The organism is Thermoactinomyces sp. DSM 45891 (genome assembly GCF_900119485.1).
Classification (GTDB): Bacteria; Bacillota; Bacilli; order Thermoactinomycetales; family Thermoactinomycetaceae; genus Baia.
In genome coordinates, this window is the sequence record NZ_FPJZ01000010.1 from 72,679 (window position 1) to 96,740 (window position 24,062).

The following is a 24,062-nucleotide window of genomic DNA, read 5'->3' on the forward strand; positions in this document are numbered from 1 at the left end:
CTGTGCCGATTATTCGTGACTATATACAACAAAAAGCACAGCTCGTGCACGAAGAGCTTGATACATATACAAGAACGCTTACTGGTATTCCACAACCGCTATTAGATTCGATGCGTTATTCGTTATTAGCAGGGGGTAAACGGATCAGGCCGGTTCTTGCCATTGCAACGGCAGAAGCGTTTGGGGCTGAAGAAGATCAGGTACTTCCTTTTGCGTGTGCTGTGGAGATGATTCACACCTATTCGCTGATCCATGATGATTTGCCTAGTATGGATGATGATGATTATCGTCGTGGTAAATTGACTAATCACAAGGTTTATGGAGAAGCGATGGCAATCTTAGCAGGAGATGCGTTGTTGACGGAGGCATTTGGATTGTTGGCTGATGGAGTTACTCAGGCACATTTGCCAGTACATACTGCAATGGCGATCGTGAGAGAAGGAGCGAACTTGGCGGGTGCAAGGGGAATGGTTGGAGGGCAAGTAAGTGATCTACTAGCTGAGGATCGACAAATTCCCTTAGAAGATCTCCAGTCTATTCATAAACGGAAGACAGGCGACCTGATTGCATATTCGATTCGGATGGGGGCTCGTGTTGCTGGGGTATCTCCAGGGTCGATGAGCTTTTTAAGTCAATTTGCTTATGGAATTGGATTGGCCTTCCAGATTCAAGATGATATCCTAGATGTAATTGGTGACCAAGAGAAGATTGGGAAGCGTGTGGGGAGTGATGAGGCAAATCACAAATCCACATACCCGTCTTTACTAGGACTGGAAGAATCAAAGAAGAAACTACATCAATGTATTTCCCAAGCAAAGGTAGCACTTATGAATATTCCAGATTGTAACCCGGGGAGACTAATGGAGATAGCAGATTACCTAATGTCGCGTGATCGTTAGATTATGGTATAATAACAATTACGTTTAAAAAGAATGATATGTACATACATAGTAGATTGAGGTCGTACCGGTTCGAACAAAGATTCGTGACCGGCGTTTTTCTGATATGATCATCTCAACAATAAAAACGTCAATTAAAAATGCTATACTTTGTGTATAAAGAAACTAGAAAGAGAGGCGATCGCGATGCTCTTGGAGCAGATGCAATCACCAGACGACCTGAAAAAACTACCAGTAGAAGAATTACCTAAGTTAGCGGAGGAAATTCGTCAGTTTTTAATCGAAAGTTTATCCAAGACTGGCGGGCATCTTGCCTCTAACCTAGGTGTGGTAGAATTGACCATTGCTCTCCACTATTTATTTGATAGTCCAAAGGATAAGTTTTTATGGGATGTAGGTCACCAAGCCTATGTTCACAAATTATTGACAGGTCGTATGGATCTTTTCCCGACGCTTCGTCAATATAAAGGCTTATGCGGCTTTCCTAAGATGAGTGAAAGTGAACATGATGTATGGGAAACGGGACATAGTAGTACATCTTTATCGGGTGCAATGGGAATGGCGGCTGCACGTGATTTAAAAGGTGAAGATAATAAAGTGGTTGCCATCATTGGAGATGGTGCTTTAACCGGCGGTATGGCTCTTGAGGCACTTAACCATATAGGTGAAGAGAAAAAAGACCTCATTGTAGTACTAAATGATAATGAGATGTCGATTAGTCCGAATGTGGGAGCGCTTCATAACTATCTCGGGCGTTTGCGTACGAATAAAACGTACTCGAAAACCAAGCATGATGTGGAAGCACTCATTAAAAAAATCCCATCTGTGGGCACCCCGTTTGCCCATTTAATTGAACGTGTCAAAGATAGCTTGAAATTCTTAGTTGTAGATGGAGTTTTATTTGAAACGCTAGGTTTTACCTATTTAGGCCCGATAGATGGTCATAATTTAACGGATCTAATGGAGTGTCTACGTCAAGCAGCACATACGAAAGGTCCTGTACTAGTACACATTGTGACTCGTAAAGGGAATGGATACCAACCTGCGGAAGAAGATCAAGTGAATTATCACGGGGTAGGAACGTATAAGATTGAATCCGGAGCATTTGCCAAGAAGGCAGGTGGCCCTGTAGCCTACCCAGCTGTTTTTGGAGAGACGATGATCAAGCTAGCAGAGGAGAACCCAAGGATCGTAGCGATTTCTCCGGCCATGTTAACAGGATCGAAACTGGAGAAGTTTCAGCAGCGGTTCCCAGATCGCACGTTTGATGTTGGGATTGCGGAACAACATGCAGGTACTTTTGCAGCGGGGATTGCCACTCAAGGGATCATCCCAGTCTTTTCGATTTATTCGACGTTTTTACAGCGTGCATATGATCAAGTCGTCCATGATATTTGTCGGCAAAACTTACATGTCGTGTTTGCGATAGACCGTGCTGGGTTTGTGGGAGAAGACGGTGAGACTCATCAAGGAATCTATGATATTGGCTTTATGCGTTCCCAACCAAATATGGTTATGATGATGCCAAAGGATGAAAATGAACTTCAACATATGCTCTATACGGCAATCGAATATGGAAAAGGGCCAATTGCGGTTCGTTATTCGAAAGCAAACGGTACAGGGATTGCGATGGACGAGGAGTTTAAGCTCATTCCTATTGGGAAATCCGAAGTCGTGCAAGATGGGGAAGACGTGGCCTTGGTAGCGTTTGGATCGATGGTCGGGCCAGCTATTCAGGCAGCAGAATTACTCCAAAAGCAAGGAATTAGCGCTAAGGTAGTGAATGCTCGTTTTGTGAAGCCATTGGATGAAGAAATGCTCTTATCTCTTTACCAAAACAACATACCTATCGTCACACTGGAAGAAGGGGCCTTGCAAGGTGGCTTCGGGAGTGCGGTATTAGAGTTTTTTGCTCAAAAAGAGATGTATGATGCACAGGTAAAGTTATGTGGGATTCCAGACTACTTTGTGGAACATGGAAGTATGGCCCAGCAGATGGAGGAAGTAGGACTAACGCCAACTCAAATTGCTGAGCAAGTAACCAGATTTGTAAAGAAAAAACAGGAAGTATAAGAGGATACACAGTGAAAGAGCGAATTGATGTGTTACTCGTACAACAAGGCTTTTATGAAAGTCGCCAGCAAGCCCAACGTGCCATTATGGCTGGGCTTGTCTTGGTTGAACAAGAACGAATTGATAAGCCTGGGACTAAAGTACCCATTGATAAGAGAATTACGATTAAAGGACAAGTTTCTCCTTACGTGAGCAGAGGTGGATTGAAGCTTGAGAAAGCGCTGGAAGTCTTTCCTACCTCTATTCAAGATCAAGTCGTACTCGATATAGGTGCTTCCACAGGTGGATTTACAGATTGTGCATTGCAAAATGGTGCAAAACAGGTGTATGCGATCGATGTTGGGTATGGGCAACTAGCGTGGAAGATTCGTGAAAATTCCCGAGTGATTGTCATGGAACGGACCAATTTTCGATATTTAGAAAAAGAGCAACTGACAGGTGAACCTCCTACCTACGCTACGATAGATGTATCCTTTATCTCTCTTTCTCATATTTTTCCTGTTCTGGGGCGGCTCCTACCAGTTGGTGGGGGAACCATTGCTTTAGTAAAACCACAATTCGAAGCAGGAAGAGAGCAGATTGGGAAAAAAGGGATTGTGAAAGATCCCAAAATTCATGAGCAAGTATTAATGAAATTTGTGTTTACAGCTAATTCCAATGGCTTTTCTGTAAAAGGAATTTCGGGTTCTCCTATCACAGGAGGCGAAGGGAATATTGAATTTATCAGCTTCCTTGAAAAGAAAGAGACACCTGTTCAGGAGGATTGGGTGGCGAAGATCCCAAAAATCGTACAAGAAGTACATCAACGTTTTTCCTAAGAATAAAAAGGTTTCTTTTTCATGACTCCGAATTAGTAGGGGAAGGGGGAGGTGCGTATGACACGTTCCGGAGATCCGATCGTCTTATTCCTATTAGTTGGAGTCATCTTCTACTTTTTCCTCAGAAAATGGTTTTCGTTTTCTTCCATGAAAGATTGGGTTTTTAATACTCGTCCGGATCCTGAGCCGCTCAGGGGAGAGATTCCCACCATCCTACAGGAGCATGGATATGAAGCATATGCAGAAAAACAGAAGATCTCCCTTCAAATTAAGGTCGGGGATGAAAGCTTTGAAAGTCGGATGTTTATCGATGTATTTGCAACAGATGAATATGGAAACCGTTACGCCGTGATCACTTCAAGACGAAGAAGACCGCTCAAAAAAATTGGGGCATCGCTACGAGATTCTTTTCTTGCTTCTTACTTATTAGCAAAACCGATGGGTTTGCTTTATGTGAATGTAGAGGCACGAAGTGTGGAGGAAATCACGTTTCAATATGAATTTCCCTCCCATAAACGCGCCCCTTTTCCGTGGAGTTATATTGTTGTGTTTGTGCTCGGAATGCTTGTAGCATGGTCGATAACCAAATAGAAATGGGGTAGGAGTTGTGAAGCGAATCGGCATTATGATGAATGCCAGCAAACCACATGCTTTGCAGGTTGCGAAGGAATTAATGCAACTCCTCTGTGAGAAAAATGCTTTTGTGTTATTAGAGCAGGATTTAGCAAGCGTGTTGGGACGAGATGATTGTGGCATTCCGCTGAAAGATTTTCCCAATCGTGTGGAAATCGTATTTGTCTTAGGGGGAGATGGTACACTTTTAGGAGTGGGCCGTGAGTTAGCTGGAGCAAAGTTGCCAATACTAGGGATAAACACAGGGAACTTAGGATTTTTGTCTGAGGCGGAGCCTGAAAATCTAGGAAGTGCGGTTGATCGAATTCTAAACAATGATTTTTGTATCGAAGAACGGATGATGATTGATGCAGAATGTGTCCGAAATGGAGAAATAGTTCATCGCGGTACTGCTTTTAATGATATTGGAATCGCCAAAGGATCATTTGGCAGAATCGTAAACTGTTCTGTTAGTATGGATGGGATGTTTTTAGGCAGTTACTCAGGCGACGGGATTATTATCTCCACTCCAACCGGTTCTACGGCATATTCGTTATCTTGCGGAGGCCCGATTGTGTGGCCAGGTTTTCAAGCGATTCTACTAACTCCTATCTGCCCACATACCCTTACTTCTCGTCCGATGGTGTTACCAGCCGAGAGTGAATTGGAAGTAAGAGTTTCTGCCACACACCACGAGATGGGGATGACAATCGATGGACAAATTGGTTTTGAGATTCATGAGGGAGATTTGATTCGGATTAGAAGATCTCAAAATCAAACCTATTTAGTAAAGTGGAAAGAACGCTCCTTCTTTGAGGTAGTACGTAAAAAGCTTCATGGCGACGAGAAGGGGTAACGACAGGAGGTAAACAACTGTGAAGGCGCAAAGGCACATCAAAATCCGGGATATTATCACTCACTGTGATATCGAGACACAAGACGAGCTGGTAGAAGAATTAAAAAAAGCTGGTTATAATGTAACGCAAGCAACTGTATCTCGTGATATTAAGGAATTACATCTGGTAAAAGTTCCTACCAATAGTGGCACGTATAAGTATTCTCTTCCTTTGGATAATCGCTTTAATCCCAATCAAAAATTGAAGAGAATGCTACAAGAAACATTTGTTGGAATTGATCATGCAGAAAATTTAATTGTCATGAAGACCCTACCGGGAAATGCTCAAGCGATTGGAGCCTTGATGGATAATTTGGAATGGGATGAGGTAATAGGAACCATTGCAGGTGATGATACCATCATGTTGATTGTACGTAATAAGGAACTAGTACCCGTTATCGTTCAACGATTTTTAGATATGCTTTAGGAGACGATGAAAATGATTCGGCAGTTATCAATTCGTCACTTTGCCATCATCGAAGAATTACATATTGATTTCTCTCATGGCTTTCATGCGTTAACAGGAGAGACTGGCGCTGGAAAGTCCATCTTAATCGATGCTCTTGGATTAGTGGTGGGTGATCGGGCTTCTGCTGATTTTGTCCGTCATGGGCAGGAAAAAGCCGAGATTGAGGCTGTATTTGATTGTGAGCCGAATGAGCAACTAACTTCTCTGTTTGAAGAGCAGGGGCTCGAGTTAGAAGAGGGTAGTGTATGGATCCGCCGAGAAGTGTTGGCGAATGGAAAAAGTAGTTGCCGCGTGAATGGTAGGTTGGTTACGCTCGGGGTTCTCAAACAAATAGGCACTCATCTCATTGATATTCACGGTCAGCATGAATCCCAAAAATTAAATCAAATTGATATGCACCTTGATTGGATTGACCAATATGGAGGCCCTGAACTTCTTACTATACGGGCAGATTACCAAGAAAATTATGAAAACTATATTCAAATAGAGCGTAAGTTAGCAAAGTTAAATCAAGACGAACGAGAACTTGTCCAACGGATTGATCTATTAGAGTACCAATTAGAAGAGATCCGAGATACCCAGCTCATTCTAGGTGAAGATGAAGTGTTAGAAACAGAATGCCGGAAATTAGCGAATACAGAAAAATTAATGGCTCATGTAAATCACTCATATCAGTGTCTATATGGAGAGCAGCGAGGGCTAGATTTCCTTCATAAAGCGTCGTCTGAGCTCGCGAGTGTAGCAGATCTCGACCCGAAATTGCAAGAACTACAGGAGCAATTACTTAGCGTGACAGATCACTTGGATGACATGATTCGAGATTTGAGCCATTATCAAGATACATTAGATTTCGACCCGAAGCGGTTAGCAGAAGCGCAAGAGAGAGCTCACCATATCGGGCAACTAAAGCGTAAGTATGGAGAAACGATCCCAGATATAATGAAATATGAGGAATTGATTTCATCCGAGCTGTCAGAGCTATTGGATCGTGACATTCACAGGGATGACTTAGAGAAACATCGAGATCTGTACAAGGAACGTCTATTTATACTCGCTTCGCACATCACAAAGCTTCGAAAGAAGGCTGCACGTAACTTAGAAGTGGAAATGGAGCGTGAATTGGCAGACTTGCATATGGGATCAACTGTTTTTCGTGTTCATTTTAATGATGGAGATGGTTCACAGCAACGGCTTACCCGTACAGGACAGGATGAAGTTGAATTTCAAATTGCTCCCAATGTTGGAGAACCGCTTCGTCCATTAGCTAAGATCGCTTCTGGCGGCGAGATGTCTCGTATTATGCTGTCACTCACCTGTATCTTTGCCGATATCACACAAGTTGATACGCTGATTTTTGATGAAGTGGATACTGGAGTAAGCGGACGGGCTGCACAGGCCATCGCAGAGAAAATTGCCTATATTGCGGGACGTTGCCAGGTCCTATGCGTAACTCACTTACCTCAAGTCGCTTGTATGGCAGATTATCATTATGGTATCTCCAAACAGAGCTCAGATTCTGTTATTCGAACAACAGTGGATCCTTTAGATCACTCTGCCCGTGTTTTAGAGCTAGCGAGAATGTTAGGTGGAGCTGAAGTTACAAATAAAACCAAAGACCATGCTACCGAGATGATTCGATTGGCAAATATGGTAAAAGAAAAGATAAAACAGATGGCTGGAAGCTTTTGATTAACATAAACAAAGTCCCTTAAGGTTACTTTAAACGTATGGTACAAGATGTAATTGTAATTGCTTGGGCTGGTGGTTTGGCAGGAGGCTCAGGAGAGTGATTCATCGTGCGTAAAGACAGACAACGAATCAAATGTTTGGGTGTTCTCCTGGTGCTTCTCCTCGTAATAGGAAGTACATCTTCTTTTTTTCAACAATATTTCTCCTTTCCTCGAAATCATAACTTAATTCAGGGAAGGGAAGATCTCGTATTTTTATCAATTCCGATTACAGCTACAGTAAGTCCCTCTACTCGAAGCGTTTTGCATAGGGGTAGTAGGCTTTCTGTGCAGACGATGGCAGGGCTCCAAAAAAGCGGAGATGATGCTACAGAGCATTCAAAGCTACAGGTGATTCCTGGAGGGCAATCCATTGGAGTAAAGCTAAAATCATCGGGGATCCTAGTTGTAGGGCATCACTTGGTTTCGACAAAAGAGGGTGACAAATCCCCTGGTGAACAGGCGGACATTCACGTTGGGGACTACTTGGTTGAAATAAATGGTCAACAAGTGAGAAGTACGCAGGATGTAGCTAAGATTGTCAAAGATGCAGGAAATACTACGAAGTCACTACAAATCGTGCTGAGACGTGATGACAAGCAATACAAAGTAGTTCTTCCATTAGCACTTGATGAGAAGGATCAACAGTACCGAATGGGTCTATTCATTCGTGATTCTGCCGCGGGTGTAGGGACGCTTACCTTTTATGATCCACAAAAGAAAGTGTATGGTGCACTCGGTCATGTCATTTCTGATTTGGATACAGGACAACCGATTCAAGTTGGAGATGGGAAGATCGTTCACTCCAGTGTAACTTCGATACAAAAGGGTGCTTCTGGTAAGCCTGGAGAAAAGAGAGCGATTTTCTTTAACGAAGATCAGGTGCTAGGAAACATAAAAAGAAACACGCCTTTTGGCATCTTCGGGAGCATGGATGAGAAGTTGCAAAATCAAGGTGATCCGATTCCAGTCGGTTTTTCTGATGAAGTGAAGGAAGGTCCTGCGAAGATCTATACTGTTGTAGAAGGACAGAAGGTGGAGGAATTTGATATTCAAATTACTCATGCCATTAAACAGAAATTTGCTACCACAAAAGGACTTATCATTAAAGTGACGGATCCTCGTCTCCTTGCCAAAACGGGGGGTATTGTTCAAGGAATGAGCGGAAGTCCGATTATTCAAGATGGAAAGCTAGTGGGGGCTGTTACTCATGTTTTTGTAAATGATCCAAGCTCTGGATATGGAACTTATATCGAATGGATGTTAAAAGATGCTGGAGCATTAGAAAATCAATCAGCGGAGACCTTAACAGGTAGCCGCTTTTTGTTTCATTATCAAAAAAATGGAAAAGTTAGGGAATTAAATATAAATAGAAGGAATGATTTGGTAAGTTGTCGAAAATGTACTCTATCCAGTTATCGGGACAGGATCAACGAGGGGAGAAAGGTTATGAATCAAATACGAGTTGTATTAGCAGATGATAATCGAGAATTTACTGAGCTTGTAAAGGAACATCTATCTTCACAACCTGATTTAGAAGTGGTGGGAGTAGCTTATAATGGCGGAGAGGTCATTGAAATTTTAAAAAAAGAGGTACCTGACGTACTTGTATTAGATATTATCATGCCTCACTTAGATGGATTAGGCGTATTAGAACAGATCCAAGAATTACAACTTCAACCGATGCCAAAGATTATTATGTTAACTGCGTTTGGACAAGAAGAAGTGACTCAACGAGCAGTTTCATTAGGTGCTTCTTACTATATCCTAAAGCCATTTGATATGGACGTACTTACCGAGCGGATCAGGCAGATGAAAGGGATAAGTAGTGTCATCAGATCACGTACCAATACGATGGCTACTTCAGTATCGCCTCGCTCTAATCATCTCGATGCTAGCATCACTAGTGTGATCCACGAAATTGGCGTACCAGCTCATATCAAAGGGTATCTCTATTTACGAGAAGCCATTACAATGGTATATAATGAAGTCGATCTTTTGGGTGCGATTACGAAAACCTTATATCCCCGGATTGCAGAGAAGTTTAAAACAACTCCTAGCCGAGTAGAGCGCGCGATTCGCCACGCGATTGAAGTAGCATGGAGCAGAGGAAACATGGATTCGATCCGCACTTTGTTTGGCTATACCATCAATGTAAACAAAGCCAAGCCAACTAATAGTGAGTTTATCGCTATGGTTGCGGATAAATTACGAATTGAACATAAAGTGGGTTAAGTCGAAAGTCGATCTGATTGTCCAACTTTCAAACACACTTGCATCCAAGGTGATTGGGTTCAAGTGTGTTTTTGGTTTGCATAAGGAGGTATAGTTTTGATCTATACAAGTGAAAAGCATGAGCGTGATTTTATTGAAAAAAGGCTTGGTGAATATAATCAGTTGCATGTCCCTATTACGGCGTCTCCCATAGGATTTCACATGAAGGACTCCGTTGGAAGTGTTATAGGAGGGATCAATGGGATTGTCTATTGGAAGGAACGCTGTTTGTTTATTACTGTGTGTTGGATTGATGAAAAAGGTAGAGGGGATGGATGGGGTTCAAGATTATTACGTCACATAGAAGACAATGCCAGGGAAAAGGGTTGTAAAATGGCTCATCTAGACACATTTGATTTTCAAGCGAAAGGTTTTTATCTGAAAAATGGATATGAGATTTTTGGGGTCCTAGATTATCCAGATCAGCATACACGTTATTATCTAAAAAAACAGCTTATGTAATCTATTAATAATACATAGTATAGAAAATACATAAATTAAATGTATTGCCAACGTAAATAGAGTATGATACATTCAAAACAACAACTTTATACGATCAAATGGGAGCCTGGAGATAGCCAAGCTGAGAGGGTGGAGAACTCTGCCACCGACCAATAACCTGATCTGGATAATGCCAGCGTAGGGATGGACAAGATTCGCTTTTACTTTTTAGCGAAACTTTTCTGATCTTGTAGACTTCTAATACTCGAAATTAGAAAGTCGTGCGCTACTGGCGTGCGGCTTTTTTTATGCCTATTGAATTAGATTTCTGGGCTCTAGCTTGCGTATATGAGTTGATTTGGATGGAGGAGAGGAGAAATGGACGTGAATGCATACCCATTTCCAGCTAGTACGAAAGTTTATCTGCAAGGATCTAGGCCGGACCTTCGTGTTCCGATGCGCCAGATCGCACTTTCACCTACTAACGATTGGCGAGGTGAAACGGAGAATGAGCCTGTTCAAGTGTATGATACCAGCGGCCCGTATACAGATCCAAAAGTATTGATTGATATTAACAAAGGCTTATTTCCACTTAGGCTCAACTGGATTTTAGAACGTAATGATGTCGAAGAATATGAAGGACGCGAAATACTCCCGATCGACAATGGTTATCGTTCTGAAGAAAAAGTAAATCAAGCTATTTTTCCCTCTAATCATATCCAGCCATTACGTGCCAAACCAGGCCGAAATGTAACACAGATGCATTATGCTAGACAAGGAATCATTACGCCTGAGATGGAGTTTATCGCGATACGTGAAAAAATGAATCCGGAGTTTGTAAGGGAAGAAGTAGCAACCGGACGAGCTATTATTCCGGCTAATATCAATCATCCTGAGCTAGAACCCATGATTATCGGAAAAAACTTCCACGTTAAGATTAATGCCAATATTGGGAACTCTGCAGTTAGCTCTTCTATCGAAGAAGAAGTCGAGAAAATGACATGGGCTACACATTGGGGAGCAGATACGATTATGGATCTGTCTACTGGGAAGAACATTCATACCACTCGTGAATGGATCATTCGAAATTCGCCCGTACCTGTAGGCACGGTTCCCATCTATCAAGCACTTGAGAAAGTGAACGGAAAGCCCGAAGACCTCACTTGGGAAGTTTATCGGGATACATTGATTGAGCAGGCAGAGCAAGGTGTGGATTATTTCACCATTCATGCAGGGGTAAAGATTGCGTATATCCCCCTCACTGCGAAGCGAGTGACAGGAATCGTTTCTCGTGGCGGATCGATCATGGCAGCATGGTGCCTAGCTCATCATCAGGAGAGCTTCCTCTATACCCATTTCCGTGAAATCTGTGAGATCCTAAAAGAGTACGATATATCGATTTCGCTTGGGGACGGACTTCGCCCCGGTTCGATCGCAGATGCGAATGACGAAGCTCAATTTGCTGAATTAGATACGCTTGGAGAATTAACTAAGATTGCTTGGGAATACGATGTGCAAGTGCTGATTGAAGGCCCAGGTCATGTTCCGATGCATAAGATCAAAGAAAATGTAGATATACAGCAGGAAGTTTGTCAGGAAGCACCATTTTATACACTAGGACCTCTTACGACCGATATTGCACCTGGATATGACCATATTACTTCGGCGATCGGTGCTGCGATGATTGGATGGTTTGGCACAGCCATGCTTTGCTACGTAACACCGAAGGAGCATTTGGGATTACCTAATAAAAATGATGTGAAGGAAGGGGTTATCGCTTATAAGATTGCGGCCCACGCTGCCGATCTAGCAAAAGGGCATCCTGGAGCACAAGTAAGAGATGATGCATTATCCAAAGCTCGATTTGAGTTCCGTTGGGTAGATCAATTTAATCTTTCGTTAGACCCAGAGCGAGCTCATCAATTCCACGATGAGACGTTACCTGCCGAACCAGCGAAAACGGCCCATTTCTGTTCGATGTGTGGTCCGAAGTTTTGTAGCATGAGAATTACACAAGATATTAGGCAGTATGCAGAGCAGAAGGGACTCAGTTTAGAGGATGCGATGCAAGAAGGTATGAAAGAAAAAGCAGAGGATTTCCAAGAGAGTGGCGGCAAAATTTACAGTTAACAAGGTTAGGAGTGATCGGGATGAGGTTGCATTTGATTACACCTGAGAACAGTTCATTTCAAACTTTGATTCAGGCTATACCGCCCATGCAAGATGCTTTTGATATGCTTCACTTGCGACTCCATACTTTTTCTGATCAGAAACTACTTTCCCTTGTAAGGGAACTTCGAAATCAATCCTTTCCAGACGCTAAATTAATTCTTCACGACCGTCCGCATCTGGTTGCGGAACTCGGGCTTTCTCATGTGCAAATAGGCTTTCGAAGTCCGCGATTTGAAGTGGTGAAGAAACGTTATCCTTTTTTGAAAATTGGTGTCTCCGTACATTCAACCGTGGAGATGGAGCAGGCAAAAGAAGCAGATTTCTTCATGCTAGGCCACATTTATCAAACTGCTTCGAAGCCAGATAAACAGCCACTAGGCGAAGAAGAGACAGAGAAAATCATGAAAACCATCAATCAACCTGTCATCGCGATTGGCGGGATACAGCCTTCTCATATCGCTACCCTACATCAAATCGGCTTTCATGGATTTGCGGTAATGAGTGGAGTTCTAAATGCGGACAAGCCTGCCGAAGCAATCGCCTCTTATAATCGAGCAAGGAGGGAACTGGATGTATGATGTGATTATCGTGGGTGGAGGGGTCATCGGAGCTTCGATTGCGTACCATCTGTCTCGATTTCAGAAACGAATCCTTGTGATCGAACGAGATAAAATCGGTTCCCATGCTTCCTCCGCAGCTGCAGGCATGTTAGGTGCACAAGTGGAATTGAATCCAGATAATCCGCTGTTTCATCTAGCAACAGAGAGTCAGCTTCGTTTTGTGGATTTGGTTAGGCAGTTAGAGAATGTGACCTGCGAAAAGCTTTATTTAAATCAAAATGGCATAATTCGTCTCGCTCGTACAGAAGAAGAGTTGATGGAATTAGCTAAACTTCATCAGGCTCAGGCGGCAATCGGACTTTCAAGCCAGTTTCTCACCTGTGATCAAATTTGTGATCGGGTTCGAGGGGTCTGCCCATCGGTAAAAGGTGGAATCTATGTTTCAGATGGGCAACTGGAAGCCTCGCGCCTCGCACCATCCTTGATGAAAGCAGCAGTGGGGCAAGGGGTAGAAGTTTATGAAGATACCACCGTTTTGTCGCTAGAAATTCATCAGCAAGAGATTCGAGGTGTCCATACGACGAATGGGAAGTATTTTGCTGAAACGGTAGTCTTAGCAGGAGGTGCTTGGACAAACGATCTATTGCCTGAGGATTATCATGTTCCACTCTATCCTGTAAAAGGAGACGCCTTTTCCCTTCGATTTCCTGGAATGAATCTGACACATACCTTGTATACCCCCGATTGCTACATCGTTCCTAAAACAGGAGATCGTTTGCTAGTAGGCGCAACTGAATCCCCCTATGAATGGGAGTCTAATGTGAAGATAGAAGGGTTATTTCAACTCTTCTTAAAAGCAGCTAAGATGTACCCGACAGTTCTGGATGGGGAGCTTGAGAAGACTTGGTCAGGAATCCGGCCGCAAACAAAAGATGGCCTGCCTTATCTAGGCTTGGCCCTTGACCTCCCTGGGCTCATTTATGCTACCGGACACTATCGAAATGGAATTTTACTTAGTGCCATCACGGGTGAAATCGTAACCGACCTTATTGTGCATGGGAAGAGTTCATTTGACTTACAGCCATTTTCACCAGAGAGATGGAGGCAGAAACATGCTATATTTGAATGATTATTTGCGAGAATTTACTCCGATGCCAGAAACAATTGAACAGCTTCTCATCCAGCTAAGCCTAGAAAAAAAGCGACTCATCATTGAGCATAATGGCACGGTTATTTTACCTGATCAATACGATGCTACTTTACTTACAGATCGAGACCGGATTGAAATCATTCATTTTGTGGGAGGTGGCTAAAGCATGTTACAAATCGGACCTTATGCCTTTCAATCTCGCTTATTACTGGGGACAGGTAAATTTCCGGATGCAAGGACACAAAACCAAGCAATTGAGATATCCGAATCGGAAATATTAACCTTTGCTGTTCGTAAATTGCCTTTAGATAATCCAGATATGCCTAACTTCTTGGAAGCTATTGATTTAGAGAGATTTCATTTGCTTCCGAATACCGCTGGGGCCAAAACAGCGGAAGAAGCGGTCCGAATCGCTAGATTGGCCCATCAATCGGGATTATGTCATATGATTAAAGTAGAAGTGATTGGCGACGATCGTACTCTGCTGCCCGATCCGATTGAAACCTTGCGTGCCTGCGAACAATTATTGGAAGATGGGATGATTGTGTTACCATACACTTCCGATGATGTGATACTAGCTCGCAGACTTCAAGAACTCGGGGTACATGCAATTATGCCAGCTGGAAGTCCGATTGGTTCTGGAATGGGGCTACTTAATCCGCTTCATCTTTCCTTTATTATCGAACAGGCTACTGTTCCTGTTATTATCGATGCGGGGATCGGTAGTCCAGCAGATGCTACGTTAGCGATGGAGCTAGGAGCAGATGGAGTATTATTAAACACAGCAGTATCAGGTGCACAAGATCCTGTTAAGATGGCACTTGCCATGAAATATGCAGTTATGTCTGGCAGACTTGGCTATGAGGCAGGAAGAATCCCTAAGCGCCCTTATGCAACAGCAAGTAGTCCTGAGTGGGGCGTCCCTGTATGATCACTGAAAGGTATTCACGGCAGGAGATGTTCGGACCCATCGGTACTCATGGACAAGCTATATTGAAAAAAAAACATGTTCTCATCATCGGGATGGGGGCTTTAGGAAGTTCTCTTTCTGAGATGCTGACTCGATCAGGGGTTGGAACGATTACGATTGTAGATCGAGACTACGTGGAGCTGAGTAATTTACAACGCCAAACTTTGTACACAGAGCAGGATGTAGCAGAAACGTTACCTAAAGTGATTGCTGCGAAAAAACGTTTGGAACAGATACATTCAGAAGTGATGATTCATGCTCACGTTAGCGATGCTACGGTTGATAATATCTTCTCCTTTGTGGAGCAAGTGGATCTTATATTCGATGCGACGGATAATTTCGAGACTCGGTTTCTAATTAATGATGTATCTCAAAAGAAGCAGATCCCTTGGATTTATGGAGCTTGTGTAGGGAGCTATGGAGTTACTTATAGCATTCTTCCAAGGATTACTCCTTGCTTACGTTGTTTGTTAGGAGATGAACCAATCTCAAGTGAAACATGTGATACAGCAGGTATTATCGTGCCAGCAGTACAGAGGGTTGTGGCGGAACAAGTCACAGAAGCATTTAAAATATTACTTGGACAGACCGAACATTTACGCCAAAAGCTTTATTCTTTCGACGTTTGGAAGCATGAGGCTTCTGCTGTTCCGGTCGGGCATTTAAAACGGAAAGACTGCCCATCTTGTGGCCCAGATGCAACTTATCCAGCTCTCCAAAAAGACAATAAAGCTAAAATAACCGTCCTGTGCGGGAGGGATACTGTTCAAATTCGACCTATCAATCATCAAGTCTTCAATCTTACTCGTTTACAGCAACTGCTTCAAAGAGAAATAGAGCATCTTTACTTAAACGACTATTTGCTAACTTTTAAAGTATATCAATACCGATTTGTTGTATTCAGAGATGGCCGTGTGTTAATCCACGGCATCCATGATACGAAAGTAGCAAACAATTTATATCAAAAATATATTGCTATTTATAAATAAAGAAGCCAATAAGGAACAGTCCTGTAAGAGTGGATTGTTCCTTATTGGTTTAGAATACAAATAATCATGATCAAAAAACCTTCTTCTTACCCCGCTCGTCTTTCAGGATATCCACCGCCTCTCTGAAACGTTGAGAGTGAACGATTTCTCTTTCTCTTAAAAACTTCAGGGAGTCATTCAAATCAGGGTCATCTGATTGATCGATAATCCACTGATAAGTAGCCCGGGCCTTCTCCTCCGCAGCAATATCCTCATACAGGTCTGCAATGGGGTCGCCTTTCGCTTGTATATAGGCAGCTGTAAAGGGAACACCCGCAGAATTATTGTAAAATAAGGCACTGTCGTGGGCTACATAATGTGAATCAAGGCCTGCGGCTTTTAACTGTTCGGGTGTAGCGTCTTTTGTAAGTTTACAGACTGTTTCTTTTTTGCGATTATTCCGTTATCATTATCTTATAATTATATACTGTTGAAAAACAAGGAGCAAGGAAATGGAAAAAAAGAAAACAGTTGCTGTATATGTCCGTAAGTCTAGAGAAGAAGAAACCGAAGACACACTACAACGACAGCAAGCAGTTCTCGTTGACTTGTGCGAACGTAACCATTGGAACTATGATGTTTACAAAGAAGTTGGTAGTTCTCAAGAGCTAGATAGACCCGAACTTCAGAAGATGATCTCCAGAATTAAGCTCTATCATTATGATGCTGTTGTTTCCGCAGATCAAGATCGTTTGAGTCGTAATGTTGGACACTTAGATCAAATAAAACAAACTATGGTGAATGCTGGTTGTTTGTTTGTCACTCCTTCAAGAGTGTATGACTTTAGAAAAGATGATGACGATTTTATCTCCGACATTCAAAGTGTCCTTTCTAAACAGGAATATCAAAAAATCAAAGCTAGACTCGTCCGAGGTTCTAGGCAGTCAGCCCGTGACGGTAATTGGTTAGGAAAAAAGTCTCCTATCGGTTACAAGTACAATAGAGACACTAAAAAGCTGGAGTTATCGGAAGATGCTCTTGTTATTAGAAAGATGTTCCAACTGTACGTAGCTGGACTTTCTACTAAAGACATAGCGTACAAATTCACACAAGAAGGAGTTAAGACGACAATTGATATGATTTGGTCTCCGGCTGGTGTAACAAGACTACTTTCTAATGTTGCATATATCGGACACTCTCTGTATGGTAAAACGAATCAAAAAAAAGTCGATGGGAAGCGCACTGTATCATACACCGACAGTTCAGAGCAAATCTTAGTTGAAAATACTCATGAACCGATTGTTTCTCAGGAACTCTTCGACCAAGTTCAGCAGCTAAAAAAAGACCGAAATAGTAGACCTCCAGCTTTGAAACTAGGAAAGCATAAATTTAGCGGTCTGATTCGTTGTAGTCAATGTGGAGGTATCCATTCGTTTCAAGGAAGTAGGTATGGTGGAAAACGAATTTCATCTTGTCAGACAAGGATATACAGTGGGGATTCCTATACCATGTGTAAGAATGGTGGAATCACTCTTTCAAAGTTTGAAGAGACTTTTCATTATTATTTTTCTCAGCATGTGAAAAAACTAGAGCGGTATGCTGATTTGATAAGAGAGCATAGTTCTGATGATGAACCAGATTACGCACAAGAGTTGGAATCAAAACTAAAGCAGATTACAAAGCTAAATAATGACATTAAGAGAATACAGCAAGGTTTTATGATGGAGATTTTTACACAGAGTGAAGCAAGAGAACAAATTCAACAGATCAAACAACAAATCAAGTCGCTAGAAGGGCAAGTACGTGAACTCGAAGAGGAGGGAAGTACCACTGAGTTAGACAGAGTAGAAATGACACTTATGAAAATGCGTAGATTCCTTGCTCATGGTGATAAGCTTTCAGAACGTGAAGCTAACACGGTTTTGAGAGAATTAATTGATGTCGTTATGTACACTAAAACAGATGAAGAGTTTAACATCGAGATTACTATGAAGTAATGGATGATTGGGATTCCCTAGCTTTTTGTGTGAAATTAACCACTTTCCTAATGGCTTCCCCGGGTTTCTTTTCTATTAACCAAGTTGGGAATCTCATAATTGTCCAGCCTTGTTTCCTTATATAGGCATCTCGGATTTGATCCTTCTTTTTGTCTTGATGGTATGTAACTCCATCTAGTTCGATCATGAGCATGTATTTTGGTAGTGCGAAGTCTGCCCAACGGTTACCGATCGGATATTGAGGGATAATTTCCTCTTTTTTGTAAACTCGGCGTAGATCGTAGTACATGGCTCTCTCTAAAGGGGATTCTGTTTTAAACATGTTTTTATCCAGAGATGGAAGATATCCGCGGGCAATCTGTTCTTTTAGAAATCTAACTGCAAGAAAGGGTAATTTAATCCAACGAATAATTTGTTCGATCATTCGTTTTTTTACAATGATCTTGTGACGGGTTTCATGATCTTTCTTATCCATCCATTTGTTGAATTGTTTCTTTAGCCATTTTTCTTTCCTTATCTTCACTTTAATATCTCCCTCTATCTATTGATGTATATAGATAAATTCGTAAGTTGTTTACAATTGCCCTTCCTACTATGCATAAAAAAAAGAGAGGAATCCCCTCTCTTAATTATTTTATGTATCCAATTACACATACGTCTGCTCCAAAATGCTCCACAGAAAGATTGCTTAATTGAGTAGCTAACCCCATTCGATCATATCCTTCACCAGAGATTGGAGAAATACTGTTTCTTCCCCCTAGTAACTTGGGAGCTATAAATATAACAGCCTTTTGTACCAACGAAGCTTCTAACATTGACCAATTTAAATGGCCCCCACCTTCTAATAGCACAGACTTGACTCCATTGTCTCCCAGATACTTCATTGCATTATGTAAATTAACTCGTTGCCCACTACCTGTACGAACTATTTTCACACCATGCTCCAACAATTGTTTTTCTTTTTCCATGCTGGCTTCATCTGTACAAAAAATCCATGTTTGAGCATTGCTAGTATCTAATAAAGGAGAGTCTAATGGTAATCGTAAGAAACTGTCTGCAATAATTCTAATAGGATTTCTTCCATTTCCTTCGGGTAGACGTGTGGTAAGCTGTGGTCGATCTTTAATGGCTGTTTCCACGCCTATCATGATTCCATCATATATATGACGTAGTTCATGTACATGGTGCCTTGATTCTTCTCCTGTTACCCATTTACTATCCCCTGTAGAAGTAGCTATTTTTCCATCCAAGGTCATTGCCGATTTCATAACCACAAATGGCATTCCTGTTGCTTTATAGAATGAATAAGCCTCTTCCTCAAGCCCTCTAAGTTTTTCCATAAGTAATCCCTCCGTAGTTTTTTACAGTGTAAAACGATATGTGAAATTGTATAGGTCTGTACGACTTGTTAACAAGCAGTACTCTACAAGGTGGCTAGAGGAGTCAAATGTCTTTCTAACAATCCTTGCTACAGGAACATCGTCTGGCATCTGTAAAATCTCTTTCTCTTCAATAGACGGTTTGTCTATAGTAATGGTCTCTTCACAATTAATAGGCTTTCTCCCCATAGACTCCAAAGTTTTGTACAAACTTAAAGTTGGATTTTGTTTAACCTCATCTAGGATTTTTTTCAACCTTTTAAGAGGAAGAGAACTAGGAATATAGGACTCCGAAATTGTCACAGGTACATCATTTCGTAATTGAAGAACTTTATAAAACAATAATGGAGACTGTAGTTCCTTACATACATTTTCAGGCAATCCCTTTAAACTATTAAATATTTGTAAATCTAGATATTTCTTTGTAGCCTTGTTTCCATGATCTCTACCAAACCCCCTACGAGTTGATTGAAATTGTTCCACTGAATAGTTTACATCTGTTCTACCAAGTAAATAATCAGTAGAAGTATCAAAGAAATCAGCCAATCGTTGTATTGTTTCAGCATCTGGGGTTCGATCACCAGTTTCCCACATTGCAACAGTACTTCTACCTACTCCGAAATCTTTTGCAAACTGTTCTTGAGATAGCTTATTTTTTTTGCGTAATTCCACAATTCTTTCTTTTAACATTGCCATTGCATCTTCCATCCTTCCAATCACATTATATCACCAGTTGTGACAAAATAAAATGTCTCAAGATGTGAGAATATGTATTGACATTATATAAAATCTCACATATAGTGAGGGTAAGGGTAAGCAAGATGAAAAAATTATTATGCAAACTTGATTATAGGGAGAGTGAACTTTATGAATCATGTTCTATCCAAAATCGAATACCGCTTAGAAGTTCTTCAATTTCAGGTCGAGACCCACTCTATGGGATTTCTACAAGGCATGTGGGAAGATGGCAAAATCGCGCAGATGAAAGAAGAACTCCAGTTTCTTAAAGAACTGAAACAGCAAATCCAAGTCCCTATAAGGAAGGCTTAATGATGAAATACCAATACACACTATATTGTCTCAGGTGCCTAAGAAAAGGTTTAAAAGTTGAAGTTACTGAGATGTTAAAACGTTGCGTTCGATGCTATCACGATCATTCACGAGATGAAGTTTCCGAAATGTTAGACAACCACATTATCAACCTCTCTCACTACTTGACAGATGACGAATTACAAAGCGAACTCGCCTTTATGATTGAAAAATTAATACCCACCCAAAACTAGGAGGAATTCAAATGAATCAAGTAAACCTAATCGGTCGTGTTACACGAGAGCCTAAGTTGAGCAAAACAACAAGTGGAAAGTCCTATATGTTTCTCACCATAGCGGTGGATGGATACTTTGATCGCAAAACCAATGAAATGACAACTGACTTTATCCCACTCAAACTATGGGGAAAAACAGCAGAACGTTGTATTCGTCTCATGAAAGGCTCTAAGATCCGCGTTACAGGTCGTGTAAGTGTATCCCAATATAAAGACAAAGAAACAGGAGAGCCTCGCTATAGTATGGAGATAGTCGGTGATGATGTTGATTTCTTAAGCAAACCAAGAAACGCCTTAGAAACATCTGCATGACATCGGTAACCATACTAAAACCAAAATAAAGGGAGAGATTTTAATGTGGAAAAAGCTGAATGAAGAATTGCAAAATGCCGCTAAAAAGGGTTATGGGAACCAGATCAACATTGCAACAGGAAACAATGCAAAAATCATCGCAACCAAAGTCATTAAAAAGGAGAATAAAAAATGGTGATTAAATCCGAGTTTATCTCATTGCAAGATTGTCCCGAATGCTCAGAGTGGCAAGGTGTTATAGCTCATACAGGTGTAAAAAAGAGAGTTTGTGTTGTTTGTGGTTATAAGGAAGATGAGAAAAAGGAGGAAAAGAAATGAGTTGGTTTAGTATGAACGAACCCCAAGACGATTGGATCAAAGCATTATTTCTACCCGCATATGACCTTGTCACCATGGAAACCGATCACACACGAAAAGCAAGAGCAGATCGAGAACGCAGAAAGAAGGAAAAAGCGATAGCAAAAGAACGCAAGCTTCAAGAAGAAATACTCTCTGCTAGCAATTCTATCGGAGGTGATCTATTTGGCACAGAAGAAGAAAATCCCGTTTTATAAAAAAGAAGACATTGTATTCTATCATGTGAGTGCCTTCTTATACAGTAATCTCCTATTGTGGTTACCACTCCTTGCAGGGTTCGCCGCAAAATCAGGTATTCCTTTCTACTTCTCAAACGCATGCTTAGCGACGGGGCTGTGTTTTCCTCAGACACGCCCCTATATCTTCAAACTAGATCGCTTCTTTCGTAGCTACTGGGGTCGTCACAGGGAAGGAGCCAAACTATCCAAGAAGTTACGGGAAACCTTACTAGGATGCGGTCTAGGCTATGAAGAGAAAGTACGAAAACAAATCGGTAGAGAAACGGTGATTGAGTCTAAATACACCTTTCCGAAGATTGAGATATTAAAAGATGATTTCAATTACTACATTCGGTTTCGTTTGATCTATGGACAGATGTCAAAGGAATGGTTAGCGAAGTCCGAAACATTCCAGCATTCGTTTAAGCTTCCGCTTGTTAAAACCATAGTAGAAGACGGTTACTGCATGATGGTCTTTCAACACCAGCAACTCGACGCATCGTATGTACCGCGTAAGGAAGATGATAGCCACTCGATCGGGTTAGGTTACCGCTTAGGGGAACGCTTTGACTGGGAATTTGACCAATACCCTCACTGCTTAGCTGTTGGTCTCACGGGCACAGGAAAAAGCACCTTCTTACGAAACCTCCTCATCCAGTTCGATCCCGATTGGACACTAAAAATTGCAGATGGAAAACTAGTCGAATTTAACTTCATGAGAAAGTTTGGGTATGAAGTCGCATCCAGTCAAGAAGATTTTATCTCGTATGTAAATGAAACACATCAAGAAGTCGTTCGACGTTTCGAAGATATGATGCATCACGATGTCAATGATTATAGAGATTTAGGTCATAAACCATATTTTCTATTAGTGGATGAGTTTATTTTCTTCGCAGAAAACCTATCTACGAAAAAGGATAAGGAGACTGGAAAGACAGAGAAAGAATTACTCTTTGACAAACTACGTGACATTGCTCTACGAGGTCGGGCGGCAGGAGTCAATCTAATCCTAATCTTACAACGCCCGGATAGCTCCTTTTTACCCACCGTGATTCGAGAGAACTTAACCACCAAAGTTGTATTAGGAGCAGGCTCCGATACTGCCTACGAGATGGCATTTGGTTCCGAGAACAAGAAGCTGAAAGCACTCAAATTAGGTGAAGGCTACATCATGAAAGGGCAAGAGTTGACCAATTTCAGCTTTGCAGAATACAAGCTAGAGGATTTCAAGAAAGATTTACAATCACGAAATGTCGAGGATATCGAAACCTATAAAGCTCGGAAAGAAAAGCCTGAACCTATCGCAATCCCAAGGAAACGAATCCAACAAGGCTAATCCATTCGATTCTCGCACATCTCTTCATAAAAGAGATACCTGTTGACGATCTGGGGTTCACGTAGAAGCTGGAATGATCCTACAAAGTAGAACACAACGCAAATGAACCTCACGTCCCATCGGGCAAAGTGAAAATGATCTTTTTTCTAGATAGATCGTTTCTAATCGGTTTGTTAAGGGATTCGGTTCCGATCCTCTCGGATTCCCCTATGATTGTCAACAGCCCGGATCAAGCATTTGGCATGGAGCATATACACGGGTTCTGATTGAAGAGCGTCAGCACGGGGGTTCTTAGATGTCGGGTTCTTTTCCCGACATGCCAAGCCCATATGGAACCTGCAAACAGTATCCAATCGCAAATTAGACTGGTCAAAGCATTCATGACCGCAACCCACACCCCCCATTGCCAAGCCAAGACGTGAAGAAGCTTGATAGATCATTGGAGTTTGCGGACGACAGGATCAACATGGTCTATAAATTCGATCAAAGAGAGGAAGATGAACGATGCACACAATAAGCAACTTGCCCCCGTCCAGTAACACGGGGGCACAAAATACATCCCGAACTGGCTTGAGAGCGCTTGTAGACTGGGTTGGAGCCACTTTAAAAAATGTCAGTTTGGAAGCATTAATTGAAGGCATTTTGGATCTAAATAAGGATGACTTTGCAGAGCTGGATCGAGGTGGTAACGGATATCGGAAATCCCTTCGATTGGGCAATATAACGATCTACTATGATGGTAATGAAGGAATGGGGATTCATCTGAAAATGTCGGGTCAAGGTTGTAGGGAGTATGAAGGCTATGGAAAGAGGAAATGGCCTCATCTTCTAGCGATGATTCTGGATCTTGATTCAAACATCACACGACTTGATCTTGCTCTTGATGATTTCACAGGGTATTTCAAAATCCCTCAGATTGAAAAGAAGGTCAAATCGGGTGAGGTTCAAAGCAAATTCCGAGAAGCAACCAACTATGAAAAAATCCGACTCTCAGATGGATACAGAAAAGGGCAAACCATCTATCTTGGTTCTTCTTCTTCCCTACTCAAAGTTCGATTTTACGATAAGTACAAAGAAGCCCTGAAGGACGGAAATGAGAGCGAATTAGAAG

Annotated in this window: 26 protein-coding genes, 1 pseudogene and 1 riboswitch; of the genes and pseudogenes, 23 read left to right on the forward strand and 4 right to left on the reverse strand. The window is 41.7% G+C overall.

From position 1 onward, the window contains the following. The first annotated feature begins 2 nt into the window (after positions 1 to 2). The 15 genes from BT147_RS09630 to BT147_RS09700 all read left to right on the forward strand — a co-directional run bounded on the left by BT147_RS09630 (position 3) and on the right by BT147_RS09700 (position 16,049). Positions 3 to 899, forward strand: a complete 897-nt coding sequence (locus BT147_RS09630; protein WP_072334304.1) for a polyprenyl synthetase family protein — start codon at positions 3 to 5, stop codon at positions 897 to 899. 186 nt (positions 900 to 1,085) lie between these two features. Then, positions 1,086 to 2,972: a 1-deoxy-D-xylulose-5-phosphate synthase gene (dxs, locus tag BT147_RS09635; RefSeq protein ID WP_072334307.1), complete on the forward strand. Its 1,887-nt coding sequence runs from the start codon at positions 1,086 to 1,088 to the stop codon at positions 2,970 to 2,972. 11 nt (positions 2,973 to 2,983) lie between these two features. Further along, entirely contained in the window at positions 2,984 to 3,790 is an 807-nt protein-coding gene (locus tag BT147_RS09640; protein WP_286119307.1) for a TlyA family RNA methyltransferase, read from the forward strand. A 57-nt stretch (positions 3,791 to 3,847) separates the two neighbouring features. Beyond that, positions 3,848 to 4,381 (forward strand): hypothetical protein, encoded by a 534-nt coding sequence (locus BT147_RS09645; RefSeq protein WP_072334313.1) that lies wholly within the window; start codon positions 3,848 to 3,850, stop codon positions 4,379 to 4,381. Positions 4,382 to 4,397: 16 nt separating this feature from the next. Beyond that, on the forward strand, positions 4,398 to 5,258 hold the full coding sequence (locus BT147_RS09650) for an NAD(+)/NADH kinase (protein WP_072334316.1): 861 nt from the start codon (positions 4,398 to 4,400) through the stop codon (positions 5,256 to 5,258). 19 nt (positions 5,259 to 5,277) lie between these two features. After that, positions 5,278 to 5,724 carry a transcriptional regulator AhrC/ArgR gene (ahrC, locus tag BT147_RS09655; RefSeq protein ID WP_072334319.1) on the forward strand — a complete coding sequence of 149 codons (447 nt, stop codon included), beginning with the start codon at positions 5,278 to 5,280 and terminating at the stop codon, positions 5,722 to 5,724. Between the two features lie 12 nt (positions 5,725 to 5,736). Then, a complete protein-coding gene (gene recN / locus BT147_RS09660) occupies positions 5,737 to 7,455 on the forward strand; it encodes a DNA repair protein RecN (protein WP_072334322.1) in 1,719 nt (572 codons plus the stop codon). A gap of 107 nt (positions 7,456 to 7,562) precedes the next feature. Continuing rightward, on the forward strand, positions 7,563 to 9,728 hold the full coding sequence (gene spoIVB / locus BT147_RS16040) for a SpoIVB peptidase (protein WP_072334325.1): 2,166 nt from the start codon (positions 7,563 to 7,565) through the stop codon (positions 9,726 to 9,728). A gap of 96 nt (positions 9,729 to 9,824) precedes the next feature. Beyond that, positions 9,825 to 10,229 (forward strand): GNAT family N-acetyltransferase, encoded by a 405-nt coding sequence (locus BT147_RS09670; protein WP_286119308.1) that lies wholly within the window; start codon positions 9,825 to 9,827, stop codon positions 10,227 to 10,229. Positions 10,230 to 10,317: 88 nt separating this feature from the next. Further along, positions 10,318 to 10,430, forward strand: a riboswitch (TPP riboswitch). A gap of 156 nt (positions 10,431 to 10,586) precedes the next feature. Continuing rightward, positions 10,587 to 12,338, forward strand: a complete 1,752-nt coding sequence (gene thiC / locus BT147_RS09675) for a phosphomethylpyrimidine synthase ThiC (protein WP_072334331.1) — start codon at positions 10,587 to 10,589, stop codon at positions 12,336 to 12,338. Between the two features lie 20 nt (positions 12,339 to 12,358). Then, on the forward strand, positions 12,359 to 12,958 hold the full coding sequence (locus tag BT147_RS09680; RefSeq protein WP_072334334.1) for a thiamine phosphate synthase: 600 nt from the start codon (positions 12,359 to 12,361) through the stop codon (positions 12,956 to 12,958). Next, the gene (gene thiO / locus BT147_RS09685) at positions 12,951 to 14,069 is read left to right on the forward strand and encodes a glycine oxidase ThiO (protein WP_072334336.1); all 1,119 of its coding nucleotides are present in this window, start codon (positions 12,951 to 12,953) and stop codon (positions 14,067 to 14,069) included. The genes BT147_RS09680 and thiO overlap by 8 nt, the downstream gene beginning before the upstream one ends. Beyond that, positions 14,053 to 14,253, forward strand: a complete 201-nt coding sequence (thiS, locus tag BT147_RS09690) for a sulfur carrier protein ThiS (protein ID WP_072334339.1) — start codon at positions 14,053 to 14,055, stop codon at positions 14,251 to 14,253. The genes thiO and thiS overlap by 17 nt, the downstream gene beginning before the upstream one ends. Positions 14,254 to 14,256: 3 nt before the next feature. Further along, on the forward strand, positions 14,257 to 15,021 hold the full coding sequence (locus tag BT147_RS09695) for a thiazole synthase (RefSeq protein ID WP_072334342.1): 765 nt from the start codon (positions 14,257 to 14,259) through the stop codon (positions 15,019 to 15,021). After that, positions 15,021 to 16,049: a ThiF family adenylyltransferase gene (locus BT147_RS09700; protein WP_072334392.1), complete on the forward strand. Its 1,029-nt coding sequence runs from the start codon at positions 15,021 to 15,023 to the stop codon at positions 16,047 to 16,049. The genes BT147_RS09695 and BT147_RS09700 overlap by 1 nt, the downstream gene beginning before the upstream one ends. 70 nt (positions 16,050 to 16,119) lie before the next feature. Here the strand turns inward: BT147_RS09700 and BT147_RS09705 are convergent. Then, positions 16,120 to 16,467, reverse strand: a pseudogene (locus BT147_RS09705) (manganese catalase family protein); the annotation flags it as partial. A gap of 73 nt (positions 16,468 to 16,540) precedes the next feature. On the opposite strand from BT147_RS09705, the gene BT147_RS09710 reads away from it, so the two are divergent. Then, positions 16,541 to 18,025 carry a recombinase family protein gene (locus BT147_RS09710; RefSeq protein WP_072334345.1) on the forward strand — a complete coding sequence of 495 codons (1,485 nt, stop codon included), beginning with the start codon at positions 16,541 to 16,543 and terminating at the stop codon, positions 18,023 to 18,025. Here BT147_RS09710 and BT147_RS09715 read toward each other — a convergent pair. The 3 genes from BT147_RS09715 to BT147_RS09725 all read right to left on the reverse strand — a co-directional run bounded on the left by BT147_RS09715 (position 18,015) and on the right by BT147_RS09725 (position 20,100). Then, positions 18,015 to 18,548 carry an endonuclease domain-containing protein gene (locus BT147_RS09715; protein WP_072334348.1) on the reverse strand — a complete coding sequence of 178 codons (534 nt, stop codon included), beginning with the start codon at positions 18,546 to 18,548 and terminating at the stop codon, positions 18,015 to 18,017. The genes BT147_RS09710 and BT147_RS09715 overlap by 11 nt on opposite strands. A 106-nt stretch (positions 18,549 to 18,654) precedes the next feature. Beyond that, positions 18,655 to 19,365 carry a bifunctional diaminohydroxyphosphoribosylaminopyrimidine deaminase/5-amino-6-(5-phosphoribosylamino)uracil reductase RibD gene (gene ribD / locus BT147_RS09720; RefSeq protein ID WP_072334351.1) on the reverse strand — a complete coding sequence of 237 codons (711 nt, stop codon included), beginning with the start codon at positions 19,363 to 19,365 and terminating at the stop codon, positions 18,655 to 18,657. A gap of 21 nt (positions 19,366 to 19,386) precedes the next feature. Beyond that, on the reverse strand, positions 19,387 to 20,100 hold the full coding sequence (locus tag BT147_RS09725) for a helix-turn-helix domain-containing protein (RefSeq protein WP_177239763.1): 714 nt from the start codon (positions 20,098 to 20,100) through the stop codon (positions 19,387 to 19,389). A 171-nt stretch (positions 20,101 to 20,271) separates the two neighbouring features. Between BT147_RS09725 and BT147_RS09730 the strand changes: the two genes are divergently transcribed. From BT147_RS09730 to BT147_RS09755, 7 genes are all read left to right on the forward strand, one after another. Next, positions 20,272 to 20,454 (forward strand): hypothetical protein, encoded by a 183-nt coding sequence (locus BT147_RS09730; RefSeq protein WP_072334357.1) that lies wholly within the window; start codon positions 20,272 to 20,274, stop codon positions 20,452 to 20,454. Between the two features lie 244 nt (positions 20,455 to 20,698). Then, positions 20,699 to 21,040: a single-stranded DNA-binding protein gene (locus BT147_RS09740; RefSeq protein ID WP_072334363.1), complete on the forward strand. Its 342-nt coding sequence runs from the start codon at positions 20,699 to 20,701 to the stop codon at positions 21,038 to 21,040. A 43-nt stretch (positions 21,041 to 21,083) separates the two neighbouring features. Further along, positions 21,084 to 21,218 (forward strand): hypothetical protein, encoded by a 135-nt coding sequence (locus BT147_RS15875; protein ID WP_286119309.1) that lies wholly within the window; start codon positions 21,084 to 21,086, stop codon positions 21,216 to 21,218. Continuing rightward, entirely contained in the window at positions 21,212 to 21,358 is a 147-nt protein-coding gene (locus tag BT147_RS15525) for a hypothetical protein (protein WP_177239765.1), read from the forward strand. The genes BT147_RS15875 and BT147_RS15525 overlap by 7 nt, the downstream gene beginning before the upstream one ends. Beyond that, the gene (locus BT147_RS09745; RefSeq protein WP_072334366.1) at positions 21,355 to 21,594 is read left to right on the forward strand and encodes a hypothetical protein; all 240 of its coding nucleotides are present in this window, start codon (positions 21,355 to 21,357) and stop codon (positions 21,592 to 21,594) included. Before BT147_RS15525 ends, BT147_RS09745 begins: the two co-directional genes overlap by 4 nt. After that, positions 21,563 to 22,951 carry a P-loop NTPase family protein gene (locus BT147_RS09750; protein WP_072334369.1) on the forward strand — a complete coding sequence of 463 codons (1,389 nt, stop codon included), beginning with the start codon at positions 21,563 to 21,565 and terminating at the stop codon, positions 22,949 to 22,951. Before BT147_RS09745 ends, BT147_RS09750 begins: the two co-directional genes overlap by 32 nt. 504 nt (positions 22,952 to 23,455) lie before the next feature. Then, positions 23,456 to 24,062: replication initiation factor domain-containing protein (locus BT147_RS09755; RefSeq protein ID WP_177239767.1), on the forward strand; the 607-nt coding region annotated here is incomplete at its 3' end.